Here is a 24,785-nt window from a genome sequence, read left to right on the forward strand (position 1 = left end):
ACCCCAGAGGGTGAAGATGGAGGGGTTTTCGATCATGAATTGGTCGGCGGGATGGATGTAGATGGGGCAGTGGTAGGTTTCGGCAATGGCTGCGGCGTCGGTGATGTGGTCGAAGTGGCCGTGGGTGAGGATGAGGGCTTGAGGGAGTGGGGCGGAGTTTTTGAAGGGCGTGAGGGGAGAAGCGAAGCTGGGATTTTGTGTGTGCTGTGGGAAATTCCTTCGACGCGAGGGCGTGGGATGAGTTTGTGGTGAGGGGTGGAACTTGGTTAATTTTTATGGAGTGCGTTTTGCCAACGGTGCCGCTTTTCTGACATTTCTCAGATTGATTGAATGTATGGGGTTGGGGTGTGGGCTTGGAAATTTCCACGGTGCCTTGTGGGGTGTGTTGTTTGGTGTTCATCGATGTTTTGGAAAATTGTTATGGATATAGAGGAGGATGAGTTTGAGTTGTGATGTGGGATACCGGAGAGGAGAGATTAACTTGAGTGGTTTTCTATGAGAGTTTTGAATAGGGATATAATTTATGGAAAGTGATAGTGGCAGGTGCTATTGTTCTCGTGATGAGGATGATAGAGTTTAGGGGATGGCTGCAGATTTGTGCTTTGTTTTGTGTGTCTATAGACGGTTTATTTTCTGTTATAGAAAATGTTGATAGATGTTTTGGGGCGAGATTATTATGCTGGGGTGGATGTGAGAATTTTAGAAGATAGAGTTTTGAGCTATTTAGATTTTATGCGTGTCTTGGATATAGATTTTGATAGATTGGCGGATCTCTACGAGGTGCTGGGAGATTTTCTCTTGGGTTTCGTTGCTCTTCATTGAGTGAGTAGCTGTAGGTTGGTAATAAAATATCAGATGTGAGTATAGATTAGGGTAAGAAAGTTTTGTTGGCTTGGGGATGTGGAAGTGTGGAATAGGTGTTTCGGATGAAAGCCTTTTTTGTTGGGTTATTATAGATTATTTTAGAATCTGGATTCTGGCGGTTGGAATTTGTAGAGTTGACTTTGTGGCAATTTATATATAAGAGGTTGTGGTGCGATATGTATAGATAGTGTGGAAATAGAGCTGCTCCCGGGGTGGCTGGCGATACGGTTTGGTCTTATAGTCTTTTTGGTGTGGTGATAGTTGAGTTGATGTGGGGGGTGATGAGGAGAATCTGGAGGATGATGGACAAGGGGATGATTTTGGGGTGGGCAGAGTTATTTGGGTGGTTTTATGGGCGGGGTGGGAGTGTGTTTGGAAGAATTGATGGGAAGAATAAGTGTGCATGCGTGAATGTTGGGGGACTCGGGAACTTGATTGATGGGTGGTGTGAGGAATGTGGGTATAGTTTCAAAAATTTCCTATTAGGTGGGGCTTTGATGTAAATAATGCCTGATTTTACAGGTTTAGATGTTGATTAAAAATTTTTTTTATTCTTTATAAGTGGTTGGAATTAGGATTTGGCATGGGGGGTGCTAGGGGCTGGGGGTATATGATTCGCTTAAATAGGTGGATAGGGTTTAGGTGCGATGTGGGAGGGGTGGTTGTTTTTTTTTGGGTAATGGTGGTTGTGGGATTGGGTGTGGCTCGTGGGGATGGACTTCCGGAAGGGGGGGGGTTTAGGATAGGATCGGGAGAGATCAGGGTGAGCGATGGGAGGATGGAGGTGGAGAGTTATGGTAGGCGTGCGGTGATGAGTTGGGAGAGTTTTAGTATAGGGGAGGGGCGGGAGGTGAGTTTTAAGTTTCCGGAGGGAGGGGGAGCGGTATTGAATCGGGTGGTGGGGGGTGAGGTGAGTGTAATAGAGGGATTATTGTCGAGCAATGGGGAGGTGTATTTGATTAATCCGAGTGGGATAGTGGTGGGGAAGGGGGGGGAGATACGAGTGATGGGGGGGATGTTGAGCACGATGGAGGTGAGTGACGAGGTGTTTATGAGAGGGGGGAGGATGGAGTTTGAGAGTAGGGGGTTGGGTAAGGTGGAGGTGAGGGGTAGGGTGGAAGTAGGAGGGGAGCGGTTTGTGATATTGGGGCATGAGGTGGAAATGGGTGAGGGGAGTGAGATAAGGGCGAGGCATGGGCGGGTGGAGGTGGGAGGAGGGGGGAGGGGTTATGAGGTGTATGTGAAGCCGGAAGGGGGAGGGGGGGCTTATATACGGAGTATGGGGAGAGGGGAGGGTGGGGGCGGTGTGGATATAAGGGGGAGGATCGAGGCGTTGGGAGTGCAAGTGGAGGCTGTGGGCAATCCGTATGCACTAGCGATGAGGTTAGGGGAGGAGGGAAAGCTATTGGGTATAGGTGGGGATGAGGGATATGAGGGGGAGGTAGAGGTGGGGGTAGTGCAGGGGAATGTGGAGTTAGCAGGGGAGGTGAGGGGGAGGCGTATTGAGGTGGTAGCGGGAGAGGGGGATGTGAGGGTGAGGGGGGAGGTAGATTCATCGTCGCTAAGAGGTAGAGGAGGAGAAGTAGTGTTGTTGGGTGAGAGGGTGAGGGTAGAGGGGGGAGCAGAGGTGAAAGCGAGTGGGGAGCTAGGGGGTGGGGAGATTTTGATAGGAGGGGATTGGGAGGGGGGGGAGATCAAGTTAGAGAGAGGGCAAAGGGAGAGGAATGCGAGGATAGTGTGGATAGAGGCGGGGGCACGGATAGAGGCGATGGGAGGGGAGAGGGGGGATGGGGGTAAGGTGGTGATATGGGGGGACCGAGCTGCGGTGCATTATGGTGTGGTGGATGCGATGGGGGGGGATGGAGAGCGATATGGAGAGAGGGTGAAAGGGGGGAGAGTAGAGCTATCGTCGAAGGGGGAGGTGGTGATGGGGGGTGAGGTGCGCACGGCGGCGAGGAGTGGAGATAGGGGTGAGTTTTTGTTAGATCCGGTGGATATTAACATAGTGGCAGGGACGACACCTTTGCCGGGAGGGTTATCGAATAATGATTGGGATTTTAACGAGGACATTGGGGTGACGCAGTTAGGGGCAGTAACGTTATCGAATTTGCTGGCGACGAACACAGTGACGTTGAAGGCACAGAATGATGTGACGATAAATGCGCCGGTGACGTGGAATAGCGCAAGTGGGTTGATAATAAACGCTGGGAATGACATCGTTGTGAATGCGGCGGTGACGAATAATGATACGGTATTGATGGGTAATGGGCTGATTTTTTGGGCTGATATGATGCCTTATAATGATGGGGTCGGAAATGTGATCATCAATGCCCCCGTCCACGTCGGTAATGGGACTGTGGTTGTTATAGGAAATAATGTTACAGTAAATTCGACGTTGAGCGCCCCTAAACCTGGAGGAGATCTTCTCTATATCCAAGCAACAAGTGGATCAATTCAAGGAGGGGCCGCAGGAAAGCTTAAAGCAAATCTGCTTACCCTTGATTCACAGCAAGGGATAACGGGTGCAGGGATACAGAACACGATAGGGGTAGAGGTGAGTGAGGCGATGGATATGAATACGGTCAATGGGGATATAAGGGTTGTGAATACAGCGGTGGGGCCAAGCAGCAGTGTGGTAAGTATAAGCAACGCCAAGACGGGGAATGGGAACATATACATTGGGCAGAATGGGGGCAAGAGCTTAAAGATAGGGGATCAGAATACAAACGGGCCTAATGCAATACAGGCTAATGGTTCGATAACTTTATTGGCAGGTCGGAGTGATGGGACGGATGGGGCATTGAATGTGAATGATGCGGATATGATATTTAGTAAGGGGGCGATAGCTGGGGGACATTTTTTAGCTATAGCTAACGATGATATGACGATACAGAGTGGGGTAGTGGTGGGGAGTCAGTTAAGCGGGACAGGACGAGTGACGTTAGTGGTGGGGGAACAATCACCGAGTGTAGCTGCTGGGGCTGTATTTTTGAATCAGGGGACAGTGCAAGCGGGTGGAGGGATTGGGAGTGGAAAGGTGAGGATATTTGCTGATGAGGCTGGTGGGACGACGTTGGGGAATATTGTAGCGATGCAAGGAGCGGTAAATCAGCCTAGTGAATATCGTGCGACCGCTGGGGCTTACCAACCCGCTGAAAATATGCCAGACTGGTCCCCTGGCTCAGGCTCCCAACCAGGACAAGTGAATTATAAAAATACAGCTAGTAGTGTAAGTGCAAGTGCCTCACAAAATTTGTTTAACAGTTCTAGTGCTTATAACAGCTCGAGTAGTTCTGGTAATAGCGTTTCAGTATACAACAGTTCTAGTTTGTATAATAGCTCTTCAAATAGTAATTCAGTCAACCTTAGTTCGAGTCAATACAGTTCTAGCTATAGTTCAAGCTACAGCTCTAGCGTAAGCTTTAGTGCGAGTTTAAATGGAACCAGCATAAATGCAAGCCAGAGTGCAAGTTTTTCTATTTCTGTGTCTCAGAATGTTAGTATGAGTCAGAGCGTGAGTAATAGTTTTAATAATAGCTCTTTCAATAGTTCGAGCTTGAATCAAAGTATGAGCGTGAGTATTAGTCAAAGCGCCAGCAATAGCTTGAGCAATAGTATTAGTGTAAGCCAAAGTCAGAGCATTTCTCAGAGTCAATCTTTATCTCAAGGTCTATCTCAAAATGCTAGTAATAGCATGTCTCAGAGCATCAGTCAGTCTATTAGTTTCTCGAGTTCTGGAAATCAATACTCTAATCAATTAAGTCAAAGTATTAGCACTAGTCAAAGCATGAGTGCGAGTGCAAGCAGCTCTTGGTATAATAGTTCAGTTCTGAATTTCTCGTCTAATTCAAATTCTTCAAATATTTATACGACTCAATATCTCACATCTGTCTATTCCTCGAGTGCATCTTATTATTATTCCAGTCAATCTAGTTCCTACTCTTCCAGCTCATCGAGTTCGTCGAGCTCAGCTTCGAGTTCATCGAGTTACTCATCGAATTTTGTATATACTGCAATTAAGGCGGTAGGCCCAAATGTGAATGTTTTGGCCTTAGAGGATGAGTTTAGAAAAAGAGAGAGGGAGACCCGAGCTTTACGTGGAACACGTGCACAGAACGAAAGAGATCAATTTACGATTAATTATGCAAATATCATCGAATCTCAGAAAAGAGTGGAGATGCGCAATCAAAAAATCATGAAACATTATCGCGCAACTGGTCGTATCTTGGGAGAAGTCTATTCAGGTGAACTTTACTTAAATCCCGACTCGATTTATGCAGAGATTTTCCAGGCCCGAAAAGAAAGTGGTTTTTCTACTGATGCTCCCGTTAAAGATACTGTGGAGCTGCCTGGAAGAAGAGTTAAAAGGCCAGAATCGCCAGCTAATCGTATAGAACCTCCCTCAGATCGCGAAATACGCCGGAGACGAGAATAATCTCAGCACTATGGATTGATTCGCCCGAACCGCCGTTGACGTTTTGAATAGTCCTCTATGGCTTTAAGAAACTCTTCGCGCCTAAAATCTGGCCAAAGGCACGGTGTAACATAAAGTTCGGTATAGGAAACCTGCCAAAGCAGGAAGTTGCTTAGTCGCATCTCTCCACTGGTGCGGATGAGGAGATCTGGATCAGGATAATAACGAGTATAGAGATGATGCTGAAATATGTTTTCGTCAACTTGTGCAGGATCTAAATGCCCGAGACGGATCTCCGTCAAAATGGATTGCACCGCATCAATGATTTCCTGGCGTCCAGAGTAACTAAGGGCTAAAATTAAAGTAAGACCATTATTTTTTTGCGTGGCTTGAATCGTGCGATGAAGTTGTTTCTGAACCTCTGAAGGGAGATCCTTTAATCGACCTATAGCCTGGAGGCGAATGTTAGAGCGGTTCAATTCTGATATTTCATCTCTTAAGAATTTTTTCAATAATTCCATGAGCGCTTTAATTTCACTAGCCGGACGATGCCAATTTTCTGCAGAAAAAGCATAGAGGGTGATAAATTGTATGCCCAACTCAGCCGCGGTTTTGACCACTTCTCTCACGGACTCAGCTCCCGTACGATGTCCTTGGATACGGGGTAGACCTCGTTCCTTCGCCCAACGTCCGTTCCCATCCATTATGATGGCCACATGGCGGGGGATTTTTTTTAATGAAATACCCTCGGTCTTCATGGGATCAATACGTCACTGCTTTCGTCTTCGCTCTTGTGACTTTTTTTGCGGTAAAGCAAGATTAGATTGCGTCCATATAGGATAGGCAAAAAACATGTGCCCAGGATCGGAGGTAATTTATCCAATCGAATAAAGTAGATTAAAAGAATTATACTTCCCCAAAAGCTCAAATGCCAAAAAATAGGAGGGATGACGACCTGTTTCTTTTTCTCTGAGATAATCCATTGAATGATAAAGCGCGAGGCAAATATTCCGTTACCCAGCAACCCAAAAAAAGTCCACCAGTAGGACTCAGCATAAAACCAAGATTCTAGATGTAACCACGGAAATGCATTCAATAGGAGAGGACGCAACAAACCATCAACCTCATTCATTCTGTCACTCTACCATCAGCCAAGGAAAATAAAGATTATTTGCGCAAGAATAATTTTTGTGATCAATGATAAAGGGTATACACTCGCATAGGCAGTGTTAAGCTCGCTACGATCAACACGTGACTCTGCAAAAGCTAAAGCTGCTGGCTGCGTCTGATAAGCAGAAGCTATTCCCAACATTCGAGCTGGATTCCGCTCCCCAGCAGCCCACAAAAGCGTAAATAGAAGAAAATACCCTACGATTACAATCCCCACCGTCCCAATGATTAAGGGAAGCCCAGAGGAGAGAAATATATCAATAAACCCTTTCCCAGCTCGGCTGCCTACTGTGGCTAAGAAAAAAAGAATCCCAAGTTGCCGAAGAGCAAAATTCGCAGTCAACGGTATATTCCATATCAATGGCCCGGTTCTTCCTAATCTTCCCAGTATCAAGGCGATAATGAGCGGCCCCCCCGCAATCCCTAGCCGAACCGGCTCTGGTAAGCCTGGGATTGGAAACGGAATTAATCCCAGCAAGATTCCTGCTGCAATCCCTAGACCGAAGCTCAGATAGCCTGTCTCAGTGAGGCTTTGCAACGAGTTGCCAAAGAACTTTCGCACCTCTGGCTCCTTTTCATGATATGTGACGGCACGCACTCGATCACCGAGTTGCAGCGTCAAATTGTCAGTCACTGGTATATCTGTATCTCCACGTCTGACGCGCGTGATTACAATGCCCTTCAGATCCAATCGCAGCGATTGAAGTGGCACTCCGACAATTTTTGGATTGGAGACAAAATAACGATGTGCTTGGAAGCCTTCCATTTCTGTGTCCAGCGTGTTCTCCGTAAAAGAGCCCAGCTCTGGTAGTGCCTTATGAATCTGTGCGTCTTTCCCAACCATCACAGCAACTGTTCCAGGTGGCAAAGCCAGATCATCCTTAGCCAAAGTCCTCATTCCTCCAGGCAACTCTACACGAGTCACGATTAACCCAAATTTCTTGTGGATGGCGTCGGGTGTCCAATCAGATCCATCAGATTGTTTCCGTTCGATTAAAATTGGATGAGGAGGATTGTATGGGTTCACAACGGATTGCCCCGATGCTTGGGGCTTGCTGATTAGGATGACGCACTGAAACAATCCCAAGGTCACCACTACTGCAAACGGATACGCCAAACCATATCCAATCACGACTAGATTGGCTAGCTGCTTATCCGTTGTGCTTCGTTGGATCAACTCACTAACAGTAGCCAGAGCCGCTGTATTGGTGACTGCTCCACAAAAAACTCCGCTCATCAACGAAGAAGGCAAATGCAGATGGCGGCTTAATAAATAAATCAATCCACTTACCGTGCACAAAACAACTAAGACGACTAAATTCGGCATCAAGCCGTTGCGCTTAAACGACTGAATAAAATTGGGTGCTGCTTCCAAGCCCAGACAATAGACAAACAGCACTAAGCCCAGCATTCCGATCTCTGTTGGTAAAGCATAAGCGGGATTGATCGCGCCAAAAGCCAATCCCACAAAAAGCACCGCTGCAACACCCAGCCGAAACCCTCCACCGAGTTTGATTTCCCCAAGCAAATATCCTAGGCCTACGACGATGAATAGGCGCAGCAGCGGAGATTCACTTAAGAAATGGTGAATCAATTCCATGGCCTATTCATCGGAAACGCCGGGCAATGTATTTTCCCGCTCCTCTTCTGATTCCTTTTCATTGATTACCGGTGCCATGGCAAGGAGCTTATCTCCTGGCTCGAGATTGATGAGTTTCACCCCTTGTGTATTGCGCCCCGCCTCGCGTATCTCAGCCACGCGTGTCCGGACCATGATACCTTTCTCCGTTATCAGCATTACCTCATCTTTCTCTGATACAGACAGTGCACCGATGACTTTACCCGTTTTCTCAGTAGTCTTCATGGTGATGATTCCTTTTCCGCCGCGATTTTGGCTGCTGTATTCCTCGAATGCAGTTCGTTTTCCGATCCCATTTTCTCCAGCTACGAGTAACTGAGCATCAGGGTTCACGATGTCTACTGAGACTACACGGTCGTCCCCTTCAAGCTCTATGCCCTTAACACCTGCTGCTTGCCGTCCCATGCAGCGGACATCACTCTCGGGAAAGCGAATGCTCATCCCTTCGCGCGTGATGAGCACGATATCGTCGCCCCCTGATGTCAAGCGGACGCCAATGAGAGAATCCTCTGGCTTGATCGAAATTGCGATAATTCCTCCTTTGTGAACGTTGGCAAAGTCCTGCAACGCAGTTTTCTTAACGGTGCCTAATTTAGTAGCAAAGAACAAATACCGGTTACCCTCCCAAGTCACATCCTCATTCCTTTGATTGCGTCGGTATTCGATCCGTATCATTGTGGCAATCTTTTCGTCGGGGCGCAACTCAAGCACATTCGCAATGTTTCTTCCCTTAGCTGTCCGGCTCATTTCTGGGATTTCGTAAACGCGCTCTACATAGACTCGTCCAGTATTCGTGAAAAACATCAAATAATCGTGTGTGGACGCAGTAAAAAGATGTTCAACGAAATCACTCTCCTCTGCCTTTTCACCTTCTTCTGCAGCCGCTCCAATCACGCCGCGACCACCGCGCTTTTGTGAACGAAAAGCTGAAATTTCCGTTCGTTTGATCAGTCCTTTATGGGTTAAGGTAATGATCACCCCTTCATTCGCCACTAAATCTTCGATTTGCATTTCTCCTTCATCTGCGACAATAGCCGTTCGGCGAGGATTTCCGTATTTAGATTTAATTGTTTGCAGCTCATCTTTGATAATCGAAAGGACTCGCGATTCTTTGCGTAATATATCTAGCAAATCAGCGATTGTTTTAAGAAGCTCCTCATATTCACCAGTCACTTTGTCATGCTCTAGTCCGGTGAGTTGGTATAGACGAAGTTCAAGTATCGCGTCTAGTTGACGATCGCTTAATACATATGCCTCTTGAGCTATTCGTGGATTATTATCTACGGCGATACCAATCTTTTTCACTAGTGTTGTGGGAAAGCGAAACGCTTTGAGCTTATCCTTGGCCTCAGACCGGTCTTTAGCTGAGCGAATAATCTTAATAAACTCATCAAGATTAGCGAGTGCCAGCAGATAAGCCTCAAGCTGCTCAGCACGCTCTTCAGCTTTACGAAGCTGATATCGAGTCCGGCGCAACACCACTTCACGCCGATGTTCAATATAGCAGACAAGAATATCTTTTAGGTTTAAAGTCCGTGGTCTGCCTCGATCGATAGCTAGCATGTTCACTGCAAAAGCGGACTGCAGTGCGGTTAGATTGTAGAGATTGTTTATGATGATTTTTGGAATAGCATCTCGCTTGAGTTCGACGACTACGCGAGTATGAACATCACTTTCATCACGCACGTCGCTTATGTCAGTGATCACTTTATTATTCACGAGCTCAGCAATTTGACTAACGAGCTCTGCTCGATTTACGTTAAACGGAATTTCGGTTATGATTATTGCTTGGCGACCGCCCTTCAGATCTTCAACCTGGACTTTGCCACGCACTTTGATCGAGCCACGTCCAGTCGTAAAATAATTGCGTATCCCTTCGCGTCCTAGAATTTCACAGCCCGTGGGGAAATCTGGGCCTTTAATAAATTTCATTATATCTTTCGGTGTGAGGTTCGGATTATCGACTAACGCGCAAGTGCCCTCGATCACCTCAGACAAGTTGTGGGGCGGAATGTTGGTTGCCATTCCGACAGCGATTCCAGTGCTACCGTTGACGAGCAAGTTTGGAAAAGCAGCAGGGAAGACAGTCGGCTCCGTGCGCGTATCATCATAGTTAGGATTGAAATCCACTGTCTCCTGATCCATGTCTTGCATCAAAATTGCTCCAAGAGGAGTCAGACGCGCTTCGGTGTAGCGCATCGCTGCAGGCGGATCACCTTCGATGGAACCGAAGTTTCCTTGTCCATCAATGAGAGGCTCACGCATAGCCCAAGGTTGAGCCATGTGCACCAAGGTCGGGTAAATAGCCTGGTCTCCGTGTGGATGGTAATTCCCCATCGTTTCTCCAACGATTTTAGCGCACTTAAGAGGTTTTTTATTGGGTTGAAGCCCAAGCTCGTTCATCGCAAAAAGAATTCGGCGCTGTGAAGGTTTGAGGCCGTCACGAACGTCAGGCAGTGCCCGGGAAACAATCACCGACATAGCATAATCAAGGAATGAATTTTTCATCTCCTCGGTGACATCCACCGGCACGACCCCTGGCGATGAATTTGATAAGGGAAGTTTTTCGTCAGACATAAAAAGAAAGATGTAAAACCTCTAAATATCGAGGTTTCTCACATTCAAAGCGTTATCTTCAATGAAACGGCGCCTTGGCTCTACCATGTCGCCCATGAGAGTTGAAAAGATTTCCTCTGCTTCGATAGCATCGCTAAGTTGCACCTTTTGTAGAACTCGCCTCTGTGGATCCATCGTCGTCGCATAAAGCTGCTCTGGGTTCATTTCGCCCAAGCCTTTGAATCGTCGAATTTCTACGCCCTGTCGCCCGATTTCTTTAATTTTTTCTAATATACCCGACACGGAATAGATCGCGTGACGTTTTTCCTTATCTCCCTCACCTTCGATTAAAGTATAAAGAGGTTCTTCAGAGACGAGGTGATGATCAAGTTGAAACCCTTTATCTGAGAGCTTTCGCAGGATTTCCTGGATCGCCTTGCTCTCGTGAAGCTCTACATGGATAGCACGGCGTTGTGCTCTCTTATCTTTTTCGGTGTTTTTTGCACTTTCTTCTCCCTGATTTTTTGACGAGTCATTTGGGAACAAATCCAAATCAGGATTTTCTTCAGCGAATGTTGCCAGGGCCGATTCTGAGTTGAAATAGTATGTGGTCTCTTCATTACCTGAGCGCACCTTTACAAGATGACGCGGCAACTCTTGAGTCTCAGGATTACGAGCCTGCAAATAGGCCCCAAAGTCACCTCCATGGCGACGAATAGCCGCTTTGTATTTTTCGAGGGATTCTAGAAGAAAAAGCACTTCCAGGAGTGGTTTCCCAGCAAGGATCTTTTTGTGTTGATGATCCTCGACGCGCACTTCACTAGCTCCTAACTCGATTAAAATTTTATTCAGTGCTGCATCGTCTCTGACATATTGTTCCTTTCTCTTTCGCGTTACTAGGTAGAGCGGAGGCTGGGCAATGTAAACAAAACCCTCGCGAATGAGGTCGGGCATTTGTCGAAAAAAGAACGTCAGCAGCAAAGTGCGAATGTGCGAACCATCGACATCCGCATCAGTCATAATGATGATTTTGTGATATCGTAGACGGCTGATATTGAACGCGCCTTCACCTTCTCCACTACCGATTCCTGTCCCGACAGCAGTTATGATCGTCTTGATTTCATCATTCTGGAGCACTTTATCGAGACGGGCTTTTTCTACGTTTATGATTTTTCCTTTGATAGGCAGAATCGCTTGATACTGGCGATCGCGTCCTTGCTTCGCCGAGCCGCCGGCAGAATCTCCTTCGACGATGTAAAGCTCGCACTCTTCAGGGTTGCGAGAGGAGCAGTCTGCTAGTTTCCCAGGCAATCCTCCACCGCTGAGCGCTGTCTTGCGGACGGCTTCGCGAGCTTTGCGCGCAGCTTCTCGAGCGCGAGCTGCTGTAAGGGCCTTATCTATAATTTTTCGAGCGACATTCGGATTCGCATCGAAATACGACATCAGCCCCTCATACACACAGGATGAGACGAGGCCCTCAACCTCAGGATTTACTAGCTTAACTTTAGTTTGAGATTCGAAGCTTGGCCGGGGATGCTTGATTGACAGCACGCAGATTAATCCCTCCCGCACGTCATCCCCAGTGATGGTCGGGTCTTTTTCCTTTAGTAGATTATTGCTCTTGGCATATTGATTGATGGCGCGAGTTAAAGCCGAGCGAAATCCGCTTGCATGTGTGCCACCGTCGGGGTTTGGAATGCCATTGGTGTAACACAAAAGCTGCTCATTAAAGCCGTCGTTATATTGCAAGACGCATTCGATAATGATTTCGTCTTTCTCTTTAACAATCCGAATTGGCTTGGGATGGATGGGCGTGCGGCTGAGATTGAGTTGCTTTACAAATTCCTCAATCCCGTCTTTGTAATAAAAGACTTCTTCTTTAATGGATTGGCCTTCTGCGCCTCGCTCATCTTTGAGCACAATTTCTAGTCCAGGATTCAAAAAGGCCAACTCACGCAATCTCTTCGATAAAATTTCAAATTTAAATTCCGTGGTGAAGGTGAAGATTTCAGGATCGGGTTTCCAAGTGACGAGAGTGCCTGTGGCTTTTGTTTTTCCAATTACCTCAAGTTTTTTTACGGTTTTTCCACGACTAAACTCCATGTGATAGACTAAGCCATCACGAGAGATTTCTACTTCAAACCACTCTGATAGAGCATTTACACATTTAGCGCCTACGCCGTGCAAGCCACCTGAGTATTTATAAGCGCCCTGTCCGAATTTTCCTCCCGCGTGAAGATTGGTTAAAACAAGTTCTACGGCGGGAATCTTGAATTTAGGATGAATATCAACAGGGATACCTCGCCCATCGTCTCTCACAGAAATCGAGCCATCCACGTGGATGCAGACCTCGATCTTTTTGCAATAACCAGCGAGATGTTCGTCGATTGAGTTATCTAGAACTTCAAACACGCAGTGGTGTAAACCGCGTTCATCCGTGTGACCAATATACATGCCGGGGCGTTGGCGAACGGCATCGAGCCCCTCAAGCTTATCGATTTTAGATGCATCGTAGACACTTTGAACTGGCAGATTAACAGATGGAGTATCCTCGGCTGGCATTTTATAAGGTTATGAGACTGGGAGGATTTTTATCTTACCGCAATCGCAAAGTCTAAATCAATCCCTGCCTTGGCAACAAGAAGGCCGAGCCATATACACAGCTCGGCCTTCGACAAAGCTGGAAAAGAATTAGAGGCTCTTCTTAAATTCAGTTCCTGGAACGAATTTGACGGTTTTGGAGGCCTTGATCTTTATTTTTTCGCCAGTCTTGGGGTTGATACCATTACGGGCCTTGCGGTTTACGACTTTGAATGTGCCAAAGCCGATAAGTTGAACGCCTCCGTGTTTCTTGACGCCGGCCTTGATGGAATCAATGACAGCGATAACGGCGCGCTCAGCCGCAGCTTTAGTGGTATCCTTGCCCAGCGCCTTTACGACGCTTTCAACGAGTTGTGCGCGGTTTAACATAATTTATTTTCTCCCTTAGGTTTATTGTGTTGTTGAGGTTGATGTTGTTTTATGCCCTCTACTGCCGACAGTAGAGCGCATAACTCTGGATTTGTGAGAAATTCAGCCGATCGTCAATAGCAAATTCTCTCATCGCTTATTAATCCTTGATTTAGACTGAGTGCATGTTGCGCAATCGCAAAAAAACTACAGACAAAAATACTTTATGCTTGTTAACTATCGAAAATCTAAATTAGCGATGAGTTAAACAATCTCTAAAGTCTTAGCTGCTCGCGTTAGATTTCTGACTCCTTCGTTCGTAATTTGGACGACATCCTCGATTCGGACGCCACCGATTTCAGGATAATAAAGTCCAGGCTCGACTGTCATGATGTGCCCGGGACGAAAATGTGCTGCGGAAAATCGCGGAGACTCATGTATTTCTAAACCAAGTGAGTGTCCAGTTCCATGAAAAAAACCGACCCACCGTCCTTGGCGTAATTCGGTAGGGTAGCCGCGTTTTTTGAATAGCTCTTCAATCTCTTCATGAATAGTTTTGCCATCGACACCTGGCTTCATTTTATTTAACGCTAGTGATTGCGCTTCTTTTACGAGATGAAAGAGCTCGCGAAGTGCTTCTGAAGCACGACCACGGACGACGGTGCGGGTGAGATCGCCGAAATAACCACTACGGGTTTCCCTAGGAAAAATGTCTATGATGATTGACTCATGGGCTTTGAGAGGGCCGTGCCCGCGTTCGTGTGGATCACAAGCTTGCACTCCACCGGCTACAATAGTGCCCGATGGAAGTCCGCCAAGCTTCACTATGGTAGATTCGATTTCGCCACGCAGACGTTCTGAGGTGAGAGGTCTGCCCTGCCAGATCAGTTTTTTGTTTTTTGCAATAGAGGATTCTCGAAGCACTTCTATTGCACGGAATAGGCCTGCTTCGGCCATACGCTGGGCGCGTGTGATAGCCTTGACTTCATCAGCCGTCTTAATTTCTCGTGAATGAAAAAAAAGGCTTTCCTTTTTTGCCACTACCTGAATGCCTAGCTGTTCGAGTTGCACGGCGAGGCCGTGTGGAAAATGTCGAGGGACTTCGATTCTTTTGAATTTTTCTTTCAGCGCGATTTGGTGAATAATTTTGGCGACATCTTTAGTAGGAAAAGATTCGATTGGTAAGACCTCGTCTACGCGGGCTTCTTTTCGAGCGCGGTCAATTTCAAGACGATTTATGGCTATTTTGGTTATTCCTTTCCATTCCCACCAAATAAAAGCGTCTGGAGCCATGAATCGGGTAGCATAGAGCATGTCGGCATCTCTTTCACTCGCTGCGACCATGAGTCGCGCTGTTTTTTCGCGTCGTGTGTGAGTCATTATTGAATGTTTTCACCCTATACGATCAATGGCAATTCTTCTCATAATCCGCGTTGACACCACTTTGATACGTTCTACCATTCACAGTGCATTGCCTGGTGGTGTAATGGTAACACAGCGCCCTTTGGAGGCGTTGTTCATGGTTCGAGTCCATGCCAGGCAGCCAGTTTTCGCTCGATGTTGGGTGAGGTTCAGCATAGTTTGGTAGAGTGATTCGTCTCGACTATACGCCGAAGCTCAAGACGTGGTTGCGTTACTTCCCGCAGGGTCAACTTTCTCTGGATCCTGAGCTTTTGCAGAGCTGCTCAGGAGATGCTTGGATGGCACGAAGCCGGCCCGATGCAGTTTTTAAGCCGAGAAATGTAACAGAAGTGCAACAAATCGTTCGGCTTTGCTACAGGCATCAAATTCCGATCACTGCGCGTGGAGCTGGACGAGGTTATGTGGGGGGATGTGTGCCTCAACGTGGCGGAGTAGTCGTGGATTTCTCCGGTATGAATCGCATTTTGGAGATCTCACCTGAAGATGGTGTGGCTGTCGTAGAGCCAGGGGTCATTACTGCAGACTTGCAAGAAGCCGTTCGAAAACGCGGGTGGTTTTATCCCCCTGATCCGGCGAGTCTGAAGGAATCGACGATCGGTGGCAACGTGGCAACTAATGCAGGCGGACCGCGCTGCTTGAAATATGGGGTGACGCGTCACTATATCTTGGGTTTAGAAGTGGTGCTGGCTGATGGTTCCTTGGCACGTCTCGGGGGACGGACGCATAAGAATAAAACCGGTTTTGATTTGGTCGGACTTTTTGTCGGCTCGGAGGGGATGTTGGGACTCATTACGCAGATTACCTTACGCATTATTCCTCATCCTCCGATGTGTCAGGCTCTGGGTGCAGTATTTTTTTCGGCTCAGCATGCGGCAGCGGCGGTTAATGCCATATTTGCTGAAGGCTTACTTCCGTCGGCAATGGAGGTGGCTGATCGAAACACGATTCGTGCGGCGAGAGACTATTTGGGAGGGCATCCGTTGCTGGGGGGGGAGTCTTTTTTAATTGTCGAATTTGACGGTCATCCTGAGGGGGTAAAGGAGGCGACGAGGCTGGCTAAGAATCTACTTCGAAGGTGTGGAGCTACAAAAGTGACTGAAGCTCGGGATGCAGTAGCTGTGGAGAAATTATGGGAGTTGCGCCGGGCATGTTCTGAGGCGTTGAAGTGCTCGGGGCGGATCAAATTCAATGAGGATGTGGTCGTCCCACGAAGTCGCCTTGTAGAACTTTTTGAGCTGAGTCAGGCACTTGAGAAAAAATATGGTTACGGCGTTGCTTCTTTTGGGCATGCGGGGGATGGGAATATTCACGTGAATCTCATGCTGACGCAAGAGCAGGTGAAAAACCGCCCACTTCTTCATCGTGCTTTAGACGAGTTATTCGAAAAGGTTCTGGAATGGGGTGGGGCGATCACAGGTGAGCACGGTATCGGGCTAGCGAAATTACCTTGGTGGACGAGTGCTACGAGTAGCTCGGTGCGTGCGCTTCATCAGCAGATCAAGGCAGCTCTTGATCCCCGGCATATATTGAATCCTGGAAAATTTATTGAATAGTTTCTCTGTGCCTTTCTTTACAATATTGAAAGCGCTTTCAAGATAGCAGCATGGCATACGGTTCTTTGGCTGATTTCGTTCGTGTGCTCGAGGAACGCGGTGAGTTGATTCGCATTAGCGATCCCGTTTCTACTCATCTTGAGATTACAGCTTTGGCTGACCGCGAGATGAAGAGTAAGGATGGTGGGAAAGCATTATTGATTGAGAAGCCTGTTCTCAGAGATGGCAAGATCAGCCAATTTCCTGTTTTGATCAACGCCTTTGGTTCGCACCGTCGCACGGCTTTATCCATCGGCCAAGAGAGTATCGAGCCAGTGGTATCGCAAGTAGCATATTTACTCAAAGCTAAACCTCCACAGACGTTTACTCAGGCCTGGGAACTTTTGCGAAACGGGATTAATCTGATTCACACTCGGCCGACGCGCGTCCGCACTGGACCTTGTAAGGAAGTGATTCATTTAGCCGGTAAGGATGCGTCGTTCGATCTACACAAGCTTCCGATCCTTCACTGTTGGCCAAAGGACGGTGGGCCGTTTATTACTTTGCCAAATGTCTATACAGTTGATCCTGACACGGGAACGCGGAATATCGGGATGTATCGGATGCAGGTATTTGACGGCTGGACAACGGCTATGCACTGGCAAATACACAAGGTCGCTGCACGCCACGGCAAACGTTACTATGAAACTGGGACTCGCATGCCGGTGGCAGTCTGCCTCGGAGGTGATCCGGTGCTGACTTTTGCAGCGACAGCTCCTATGCCGGACGGGCTCGATGAGCTGCTCTTGGCTGGGTTTCTCCGAAAAAAATCGATTCCATTGGTCCAATGCGAGACGATAGAGCTTGAGGTGCCGGCAGAGAGCGATTTTGTTATCGAAGGTTACATCGATCCGAAGGAACCCCTGCGCGATGAGGGGCCTTTCGGCGATCACACAGGGTTTTACACTCCTGTGGATCAATATCCTGCGTTTCACGTTACTGCGATCACCCACCGTCGAGATGCAATCTATCCTGCTACAATTGTAGGCAGGCCACCTATGGAAGATTTCTATCTTGGGACGGCTTCTGTGAAGTTATTTTTGCCAGTCTTTCAGCTCAATTTTCCTGAGATTGTAGATATGGCTCTGCCAGCGGAGGGGGTCTTTCACAATCTCGTCTTTGTCTCGATCCGTAAGCAATATCCTTGGCAAGCTTACAAAGTCATGCACGGCCTTTGGGGCATGGGACAAATGATGTTTGCAAAAATCATCGTCGTAGTAGACGCGCACGTAAACGTCCATGATACATCAGAGGTGTTGTTTTATCTGTGCGCAAACGTCGATCCACAGCGGGATACCATTTTTGTGAAAAACCCAAGCGACGCTTTAGATCATGCCCCATCCTTAGTAAACATGGGCTCGCATCTCGGCATCGATGCAACACGGAAATTGCCAGCGGAAGGTTATAACCGTCCTTGGCCGGAGGAAATCCGTATGCCCGAAGAAGTATGCAAGCGTGTATTCGAAAAGGTGCTGCGCAGATGGTGAGGCGAAGTCGATCAACACAAAATCAGCACTTGCTTTTTACGGAAAAAGTAGAATTATTTTGGATATGAAAACGTTACTTTCCATCGCCCTATCACTCCTGACTGTCACCTTAGTGCATGCGGATATCAGCATGCCGAAGACCGATAACTTTTACGATAAAGCTGGCCGCGCGGTAGCCGGTATTTTATTATCTCCAGCTCACATACTTGATTCTCACTATTCATACTTGGAACTTGAAGGAACTACAGTCGCTGGCACGAAAGGCATTATTCAAGGTTTTGGGAGGATGTTCAGCGACATGGCTCATGGGATATTTGAGTTGATCACGGCACCTTTTGCGATTGGCCCCAATCAAACCTACGGCTCTTATCGTATGCCGCCTTGGAACTCCATGGTGGTGCAAGATTATCCGCCAGCAGATTTGAAAAACTGGTATTAACACACAGCCTTCTATCTCCGAAGCCCATGCTCCAAGCGGGGTGTGGGCTTTTTTGTTTTATCCCAAGAGCATAATGAGGGCATGATAATGGCATGAAGGTGCAAGATGGCGAGAAGGTGTCGAGGGCGAAATTGTGGGACAAAATTTTATTGGCGCGGGAGGCTTACCAGAGCTTTAACGACGAGGAATGGAAGGCTCTGAAAGAATATGAAAAGGTCGGTTACGTCTTTGAAACGCACCCGTTTTATGGCACACGTTGGAATGTCGCGGAAAGTGTGGATCAGTTGCGCCGCGAGGAATGCGAGGCTTGGCAACGGCTTGTCGGGTTGGAGTGGCCTTGGGAGGTTTATGTTTACGACACGGTGACTTCTACGAATGATGAAGCTCTACGTGCGAGCGAAGCTGTGGAATGGGGAATTTTTGCGGCCAATCATCAGACCAAAGGTCGTGGGCGACGGGATCGCCGATGGGATTCATCGAGTAGTGGAGGGCTCTATTTTTCGCTAGTGGTGGATAAAAAAAATTTTGGGCTGCCTGCATCGTTGATTACAACTGGAATCGGAGTAGCTGTGTATGATGCGCTATCGAAATGGATGCCGCCATTTATGACCTTAAAATGGCCGAACGATCTTATCGTGTATCATCGGAAACTCGCTGGAATTCTCGTAGAAAGACAGATGGGATCCGGGTCGCATTTTTCAGAGGATGGTAAGGTTGTGATCGGCATCGGAGTAAACATTCACCAAAAGGAGGAAGAGTGGGATGAGACTCTAAAAGGGCGTGCGATATCTCTGAGGATGGTTCGCGGCAGAAGCGATGATTTGAGGAAAGCAGAAGTTTTAATGCAAATCGTCAAGGCATGTGAACGCGTTTTTAAGATGGATGCAGGAGAGGTAAGAGCGGCTTGGCATAGACGGTGCACAGATCTGGAAAGGATAGTGATGGTTGTGCAAGAGGATGGTCGTTACCAAGGGCGTTTCCTCGGACTCACTGAGGATGGAGCATTGCTTTTGGTGGATGATCAGGGGGTGACACGGCAGTTTTGGGCAGGCGATTGTTCGCTCGTGCAGTGATCGTTTTAGATTTTTCGATGCGAGTAGTCTTTACTTCGGTCGCCATTGCTTCGCTCAAGGCTTGATTGATGAGGGATTGTTATTTAAATCCTCCACATGCAGATAAAAGTAGACGAGACATTGGAAGGCTCTAGCGTTCGTGTCTTTTTGCGGTTCAAGGGACAAACAGTTGCGCAGCTTTCTTCAAGGGAATTTAGTGGGACATTTTTAAGTAGCGTTGTTTTGCGTCCTGATGCCGTGCGGCGAGAAATATACGTTGGCTTAGGTGAAGAAGTAAAACTGACCCCGGTGAAGGTGAGGCAGGCCATCGGAGTGGCAACGAAGATAGCGCAGGAACTGGGTGTCGAGAGTTTATCGATCGATGCGAGGGGGCTTGAGGCACATGTGCAGGGCATGGTTGAAGGAGCTATGCTTGCTAATTATCGCTTCGAGCGTTTCAAAAAAACGCTCCAATCTGAAAACGGAAAGGAGCCTACCCCCTCGAGTTTACGCAAAATGAGGGTTGTCGTAAGAAAAGAATATCTTAAGCGAGCCCAGACAGAAGTGAATCGAGGACGAGTATTGGCCGAGGCTGTAAACTACGCCAGAGAGCTTTGCAATCTGCCTGGGAATGTGATCAACCCGATTACTTTTGCTCAGGAGGCAGAAAAGCTAGTGAAAGACTTTCCTTCGCTCAAGATTGAGGTGTGGGATGAAAAGAGACTCAAAAAGGAAGGTTGGGGAGGGGTGCTAGCTGTCGGGGGAGGCTCATCCGTGCCGCCGAGAATGGTTAAAGTCTCTTACATAGGGTATGGGCGTGGCCAGCAGCCTGTAGTTGTCATTGGCAAGGGAGTTACTTTCGATAGTGGAGGCATCTCGATTAAGCCCGGCGACCGTATGGATGAGATGAAGTTTGATAAATCTGGGGCGTGCGCTGTGCTCGGGATCATGAGGGCTGTGGCTGCGTTGCAATTAAAGTTGAGTGTAATTGGAATCGCTGTGCTAGCGGAAAACATGCCGGGCCCTACTGCTTATCGTCCAGGAGACATTATTACCACTTGTGACGGACAGACGATCGAAGTCCTTAACACCGACGCTGAAGGAAGAATCATGCTTGCCGATGCGCTTGCCTATGCACGTCTAAGGTTAAAGCCTAAACTCATGATTGATTTGGCCACGCTTACAGGAGCTTGTATTATCGCTCTTGGGCCGAAGCGCGCAGGTTTATTTACTGAAAATGATCTACTTCGTGATCAACTTAGCCTGATTGGTGAGGAGACAGGGGATCGAGTCTGGCCTCTTCCGGTGGGGGAAGAGTTCGATGAAATGATGAAAAGCGACGTTGCGACAGTTAAAAATATTGGCGGTCGCGAGGGGGGCGCTTGCACAGGAGCTTCATTTCTCAAGACTTGGGTAGGTGAAGTGCCCTGGGCACATCTCGATATTGCTGGACCAGCATGGATTACTAAAGAGGAAAAGTTTCTTCACAAAGGAGCTACGGGCTTCGGGGTAAGGTTGATAGTGGAGTATTTGCGTCGACACCATGGATGAGATTTACTCATGAGATTCATCGGAGGCGAGCAAGGCTTTCCGTAACTCTTCCCAACGTTCTAATCGCTCTTTAATTTTAGCCTCCGCGCCTGAGAGCTTGGGTTGGTAAAATGCACCGGTCTTCACACCATAAGTCTGTGGAGCAATTGCTTGAGGATAATCGTGGCTGTATAGGTAAACGGACTTTTGTTGAGCCAATTTTGAGGTCGTAGAGTAGGTATCACGTAAATATGAAGGAATAGGAATTATCGGTTTATTTCTCACCGCGTCCAAGGCTGAATCAATAGCCAGTAGGGCGCTATTGCTCTTCGGAGCAGCGGCAAGATAGATGGTGGTCTGAGCTAGGGGAATCCGTCCTTCTGGCATTCCTATTCGCTCGACTACACCGGCTGTAGCTTCAGCAAGAGTCAACGCGTGTGGATCCGCAAGGCCAATATCCTCAGCAGCTAATATCATCAGGCGACGAGCTATAAATCGAGGATCTTCACCGCCCTCAATCATTTTAGCGAGCCAATAAAGAGCAGCATCTGGATCGCTGCCTCGCACGCTTTTAATGAAAGCTGAAATGGTATCATAATGTTCATCCTCTTGATTATCGTATTGAATGAGTTTTCGCTGTGTAGCGGATTGAACGTCTGAAACAGTAATATGTTTGCTTTCTGAGGATACTGTCAGGCGTTTGCCTGCAAGCTTAGCTGCTATCTCGAGCGTGTTTAACAATCGGCGAGCATCCCCATCGGCATAGAGAATGAGGAGCTCTGCGGCTTGAGATTCAATCGAGGCAGGGGCAATTCCTGCGATTGAGTCTTGTAGCGCGCGGCTAAGGATAACTTTTAGGTTTTCATTTGACAGAGGATGAAGATGAAAGATATGAGAACGCGATAGCAGCGGTGGATTGAGAGAGAAAGTAGGATTATGAGTAGTCGCTGCGATAAGTCTGATCACTCCACCTTCGAGCTCTGGAAGTAAAGCGTCTTGCTGCGACTTGCTGTAGCGGTGGATCTCGTCAAGAAACAGAATGGTTTTTTGTTGAAGAGAAGACCACCGATGTCGTGCGGCTTGAAATATTTTTCTTAATTCGTGGACGCCTGAGTCAGCGGCATTGAGGCGTTCGAAGGCTGAGGTTGTTTTTCTTGCGATGATTTCAGCTAAGGTTGTTTTGCCGCATCCCGGGGGCCCGATCAAAATTAAAGAATGAAAACTCTCTTCCTCGATCATGAGTCTCAACGGCTTTCCGGGACTTAATAAATGTTCCTGTCCGATAAATTCATCTAGTGAACGTGGTCGAAGGCGAGTCGCTAAGGGTTGAGAGACCGGTGTGTGGTTTGTAAGGAGGTTATCTTGAGGCACTTTCACTTATTTGAATAATCGCTAGAGGGCAGATAAAGCATTTTGTTTAAGACAATTTTGGGCTAACCTACAGTTATGGCTAATCCTACTCAGGATAAACGCTTTTTCCATCCTGAATATTTTATCAATCGTGAGCTAAGTTGGATAGAATTCAACCGCCGCGTGTTAGCAGAGGCTCAAGATCGCTCGCAACCCCTTATGGAGCGGCTGAGGTTTCTAATCATCACGAGCTCTAATTTTGATGAGTTTTTTGAAGTGCGCGTTGCAGGAATTAAACAACAAATTGATTCAAACGTTGAAATTACAGAAGCCGACGGGATTACAGCTAAAGAGCTCTCTGTAGCAATCGAGCGAGCTGTAAAGCCTTTTGTAAAAGAACAACATACACTGTGGGAGAAGGAACTACATCCTGCTCTGCAAGCCCACGGGATCTCGATTCATGCTGTTCAAGATTTAAGCCAAAAAGACATGCTGTGGGCAGAGCGTTACTTCATGCGTGATGTGTTTCCAGTGCTGACACCTTTGATCATTGATGCAAGTCATCCAGTTCCTCAATTGATCAACAAAAGCCACAACCTTATCGTTCAGCTCAAAAATCCTCAACAAGTATCACAAAAATATTTCGCGTTTGTCCCTATACCTCGCTTGCTGCCGTTTTTGATACCGCTGCCTAGCAAAAACAAAAAGGAGTATCGTTACATTTATATAACAGATCTCGTCCAAACCTACATCGATAAACTTTTCCCTGGAATGATTATAACAGGTGTTTACACCTTTCGGATTACTCGAAATACAGAGCTCTACATTGATGAAGAAGAAGCTGACAATCTGCTCGAGGCTGTCGAAGAAGAACTTCAAAAAAGAAATCGAGGAAATGTAATTCGTTTAGAAATTGAGGAGAATTGCTCACCGGGAATCGTTCAATTTTTGCAAAAAACTTTTAACCTGACTTCCTTGTATACCTATCTAGTTCCACAACCTCTTAGTTTCATGGTTCTCAATCCGATTGTGCAGCTTGAAGGATTCGGTGCGCTGCACGACCGCTCATTTAAGCCAACACTCTCTCTTTCATTCGCATTTCAAAAAGACATCTTTAGCGTTATAGACCGTCAAGACGTTCTCTTGCATCACCCTTACGAGAGTTTCCAGCACGTTATTGATTTTCTGGAGCGTGCAGCTGATGACCCTTCAGTTCTGGCTATTAAGATGACGTTATATCGCACGAGTGGAGATTCTCCCATAGTGCAGGCCTTAATTCGTGCTGCAGAAAACGGCAAACAAGTCACTGTTTTGATCGAAATCAAGGCGCGTTACGATGAAGCTAACAACATTAATTGGGCGAAACGTCTTGAAGAAGCGGGTGCTCATGTGATCTACGGTGTCGTCGGTCTTAAAGTTCACGCTAAGCTCATCCTAATCGTCCGACAAACTGCGCAAGGGATCAAATATTATGCGCATCTCAGCACGGGGAATTATCATCCTAACACTGCACGATTTTATTCCGATCTAGGTCTTTTCACAGCCCATCCCAAAATTACAGATGAGGTAGCCAAGCTTTTCAACATCCTCTCTGGAGGCGGATTTTATCGTGGTATAGAGCATATCATGACAGCTCCGTTTGATATGCAACCTAGACTACTTGCCCTTATACAGAGAGAGGTTCAGAGCGCTCGTTTAGGTCGTCCTGCGAGAATCATAGCCAAAATGAATTCGCTTGTAGATGCCTCTCTAATCTCAGCGCTCTACGAAGCCTCTTCAGCTGGAGTGGAGATAGATCTGATAGTTCGCGGGATTTGTTGTCTTAGGCCAGGCATTCCTAACGTGAGTGAGCGAATCCGAGTCATAAGCATCATCGGGCGTTTTTTGGAGCACAGCAGGATTTATTACTTTGAGAATCAAGGCCAGCCCCTCATCTACCTAGGTAGTGCAGACTGGATGCCTCGCAATCTCTATCGACGCATTGAAGTGCTTTTCCCGATCCTTGATCCGGCTATTCATATGCGCATCACAAACGAAATCCTTCCAGCTTATCTTTCTGATAACGTCAAAGCTCATCATCTCCGATCTGATGGCACTTACATTCATCCTACGCTTCCACCAGATGCAACGGGAGCCAAAGCTGCTCAAAGAACTTTCCGTAGTCTAGCACGCCGCCAAGCCGCTATAATCAAAGGACAACTGCAGCCAACCGACGAAGATATATCTCAAGAGGATCAGCCTTCTCCTCATCGAAAAATTATACCAATCAAAAAAAACTAATGCCTGTGCCTTGACCGCTGACAGCATCCTTCCTACTTTCT

General features: G+C 47.3%; 18 protein-coding genes and 1 tRNA gene. 10 read left to right on the forward strand and 9 right to left on the reverse strand.

Annotated elements, in window-relative coordinates:
* On the reverse strand, positions 1–87 hold an 87-nt coding region (locus NZM04_02690; GenBank protein MCS7062950.1), incomplete at its 3' end, for a hypothetical protein.
* Positions 88–645: 558 nt separating this feature from the next.
* Between NZM04_02690 and NZM04_02695 the strand changes: the two genes are divergently transcribed.
* The 3 genes from NZM04_02695 to NZM04_02705 all read left to right on the forward strand — a co-directional run bounded on the left by NZM04_02695 (position 646) and on the right by NZM04_02705 (position 5,299).
* Entirely contained in the window at positions 646–822 is a 177-nt protein-coding gene (locus tag NZM04_02695; protein ID MCS7062951.1) for a hypothetical protein, read from the forward strand.
* A gap of 254 nt (positions 823–1,076) precedes the next feature.
* Positions 1,077–1,367, forward strand: coding sequence for a hypothetical protein (locus NZM04_02700; GenBank protein ID MCS7062952.1), 291 nt, complete (start codon positions 1,077–1,079; stop codon positions 1,365–1,367).
* Between the two features lie 107 nt (positions 1,368–1,474).
* Positions 1,475–5,299 carry a filamentous hemagglutinin N-terminal domain-containing protein gene (locus tag NZM04_02705; protein MCS7062953.1) on the forward strand — a complete coding sequence of 1,275 codons (3,825 nt, stop codon included), beginning with the start codon at positions 1,475–1,477 and terminating at the stop codon, positions 5,297–5,299.
* Positions 5,300–5,307: 8 nt separating this feature from the next.
* Here the strand turns inward: NZM04_02705 and NZM04_02710 are convergent, their stop codons facing one another.
* From NZM04_02710 to NZM04_02740, 7 genes are all read right to left on the reverse strand, one after another.
* Positions 5,308–6,036: an isoprenyl transferase gene (locus tag NZM04_02710; GenBank protein MCS7062954.1), complete on the reverse strand. Its 729-nt coding sequence runs from the start codon at positions 6,034–6,036 to the stop codon at positions 5,308–5,310.
* On the reverse strand, positions 6,033–6,410 hold the full coding sequence (locus NZM04_02715; protein MCS7062955.1) for a lipid-A-disaccharide synthase N-terminal domain-containing protein: 378 nt from the start codon (positions 6,408–6,410) through the stop codon (positions 6,033–6,035). The genes NZM04_02710 and NZM04_02715 overlap by 4 nt, the downstream gene beginning before the upstream one ends.
* Positions 6,411–6,425: 15 nt before the next feature.
* Positions 6,426–8,048, reverse strand: a complete 1,623-nt coding sequence (locus NZM04_02720) for a hypothetical protein (protein ID MCS7062956.1) — start codon at positions 8,046–8,048, stop codon at positions 6,426–6,428.
* A 3-nt stretch (positions 8,049–8,051) separates the two neighbouring features.
* Positions 8,052–10,664 (reverse strand): DNA gyrase subunit A, encoded by a 2,613-nt coding sequence (gene gyrA, locus NZM04_02725; GenBank protein ID MCS7062957.1) that lies wholly within the window; start codon positions 10,662–10,664, stop codon positions 8,052–8,054.
* A gap of 21 nt (positions 10,665–10,685) precedes the next feature.
* A complete protein-coding gene (gene gyrB, locus NZM04_02730; protein ID MCS7062958.1) occupies positions 10,686–13,205 on the reverse strand; it encodes a DNA topoisomerase (ATP-hydrolyzing) subunit B in 2,520 nt (839 codons plus the stop codon).
* 129 nt (positions 13,206–13,334) lie between these two features.
* Positions 13,335–13,613, reverse strand: a complete 279-nt coding sequence (locus NZM04_02735) for an HU family DNA-binding protein (GenBank protein MCS7062959.1) — start codon at positions 13,611–13,613, stop codon at positions 13,335–13,337.
* A gap of 243 nt (positions 13,614–13,856) precedes the next feature.
* On the reverse strand, positions 13,857–14,972 hold the full coding sequence (locus NZM04_02740) for a Xaa-Pro peptidase family protein (GenBank protein ID MCS7062960.1): 1,116 nt from the start codon (positions 14,970–14,972) through the stop codon (positions 13,857–13,859).
* Positions 14,973–15,064: 92 nt separating this feature from the next.
* Here NZM04_02740 and NZM04_02745 point away from each other — a divergent pair.
* The 6 genes from NZM04_02745 to NZM04_02770 all read left to right on the forward strand — a co-directional run bounded on the left by NZM04_02745 (position 15,065) and on the right by NZM04_02770 (position 21,135).
* Positions 15,065–15,138 (forward strand) — tRNA-Gln (locus NZM04_02745).
* Positions 15,139–15,181: 43 nt separating this feature from the next.
* Positions 15,182–16,567 (forward strand): FAD-binding protein, encoded by a 1,386-nt coding sequence (locus NZM04_02750; protein MCS7062961.1) that lies wholly within the window; start codon positions 15,182–15,184, stop codon positions 16,565–16,567.
* 50 nt (positions 16,568–16,617) lie between these two features.
* A complete protein-coding gene (locus tag NZM04_02755; protein MCS7062962.1) occupies positions 16,618–18,093 on the forward strand; it encodes a menaquinone biosynthesis decarboxylase in 1,476 nt (491 codons plus the stop codon).
* 64 nt (positions 18,094–18,157) lie between these two features.
* Positions 18,158–18,532 (forward strand): hypothetical protein, encoded by a 375-nt coding sequence (locus tag NZM04_02760; GenBank protein MCS7062963.1) that lies wholly within the window; start codon positions 18,158–18,160, stop codon positions 18,530–18,532.
* Positions 18,533–18,624: 92 nt separating this feature from the next.
* Positions 18,625–19,605: a biotin--[acetyl-CoA-carboxylase] ligase gene (locus NZM04_02765; protein MCS7062964.1), complete on the forward strand. Its 981-nt coding sequence runs from the start codon at positions 18,625–18,627 to the stop codon at positions 19,603–19,605.
* A gap of 96 nt (positions 19,606–19,701) precedes the next feature.
* Positions 19,702–21,135, forward strand: a complete 1,434-nt coding sequence (locus tag NZM04_02770) for a leucyl aminopeptidase (protein ID MCS7062965.1) — start codon at positions 19,702–19,704, stop codon at positions 21,133–21,135.
* A 3-nt stretch (positions 21,136–21,138) separates the two neighbouring features.
* Here NZM04_02770 and NZM04_02775 read toward each other — a convergent pair whose 3' ends face one another.
* Entirely contained in the window at positions 21,139–22,491 is a 1,353-nt protein-coding gene (locus NZM04_02775) for a replication-associated recombination protein A (GenBank protein MCS7062966.1), read from the reverse strand.
* A 69-nt stretch (positions 22,492–22,560) separates the two neighbouring features.
* Here NZM04_02775 and ppk1 point away from each other — a divergent pair, with 69 nt between their 5' ends.
* A complete protein-coding gene (gene ppk1, locus NZM04_02780; protein ID MCS7062967.1) occupies positions 22,561–24,744 on the forward strand; it encodes a polyphosphate kinase 1 in 2,184 nt (727 codons plus the stop codon).
* The last annotated feature ends 41 nt before the right edge of the window (positions 24,745–24,785 follow it).

The sequence above is a fragment of the Candidatus Methylacidiphilales bacterium genome, from assembly GCA_025056655.1.
GTDB lineage: Bacteria > Verrucomicrobiota > Verrucomicrobiia > Methylacidiphilales > JANWVL01 > JANWVL01.

Coding starts and splice junctions, on each gene's coding strand:
- NZM04_02695 (MCS7062951.1), top strand. CDS start 646: ATGTTGATAGATGTTTTGGGGCGAGATTATTATGCTGGGGTGGATGTG.
- NZM04_02705 (MCS7062953.1), top strand. CDS start 1,475: ATGATTCGCTTAAATAGGTGGATAGGGTTTAGGTGCGATGTGGGAGGG.
- NZM04_02710 (MCS7062954.1), bottom strand. CDS start 6,036: ATGAAGACCGAGGGTATTTCATTAAAAAAAATCCCCCGCCATGTGGCC.
- NZM04_02715 (MCS7062955.1), bottom strand. CDS start 6,410: ATGAATGAGGTTGATGGTTTGTTGCGTCCTCTCCTATTGAATGCATTT.
- NZM04_02720 (MCS7062956.1), bottom strand. CDS start 8,048: ATGGAATTGATTCACCATTTCTTAAGTGAATCTCCGCTGCTGCGCCTA.
- gyrA (MCS7062957.1), bottom strand. CDS start 10,664: ATGTCTGACGAAAAACTTCCCTTATCAAATTCATCGCCAGGGGTCGTG.
- gyrB (MCS7062958.1), bottom strand. CDS start 13,205: ATGCCAGCCGAGGATACTCCATCTGTTAATCTGCCAGTTCAAAGTGTC.
- NZM04_02735 (MCS7062959.1), bottom strand. CDS start 13,613: ATGTTAAACCGCGCACAACTCGTTGAAAGCGTCGTAAAGGCGCTGGGC.
- NZM04_02740 (MCS7062960.1), bottom strand. CDS start 14,972: ATGACTCACACACGACGCGAAAAAACAGCGCGACTCATGGTCGCAGCG.
- NZM04_02755 (MCS7062962.1), top strand. CDS start 16,618: ATGGCATACGGTTCTTTGGCTGATTTCGTTCGTGTGCTCGAGGAACGC.
- NZM04_02760 (MCS7062963.1), top strand. CDS start 18,158: ATGAAAACGTTACTTTCCATCGCCCTATCACTCCTGACTGTCACCTTA.
- NZM04_02765 (MCS7062964.1), top strand. CDS start 18,625: ATGAAGGTGCAAGATGGCGAGAAGGTGTCGAGGGCGAAATTGTGGGAC.
- NZM04_02770 (MCS7062965.1), top strand. CDS start 19,702: ATGCAGATAAAAGTAGACGAGACATTGGAAGGCTCTAGCGTTCGTGTC.
- ppk1 (MCS7062967.1), top strand. CDS start 22,561: ATGGCTAATCCTACTCAGGATAAACGCTTTTTCCATCCTGAATATTTT.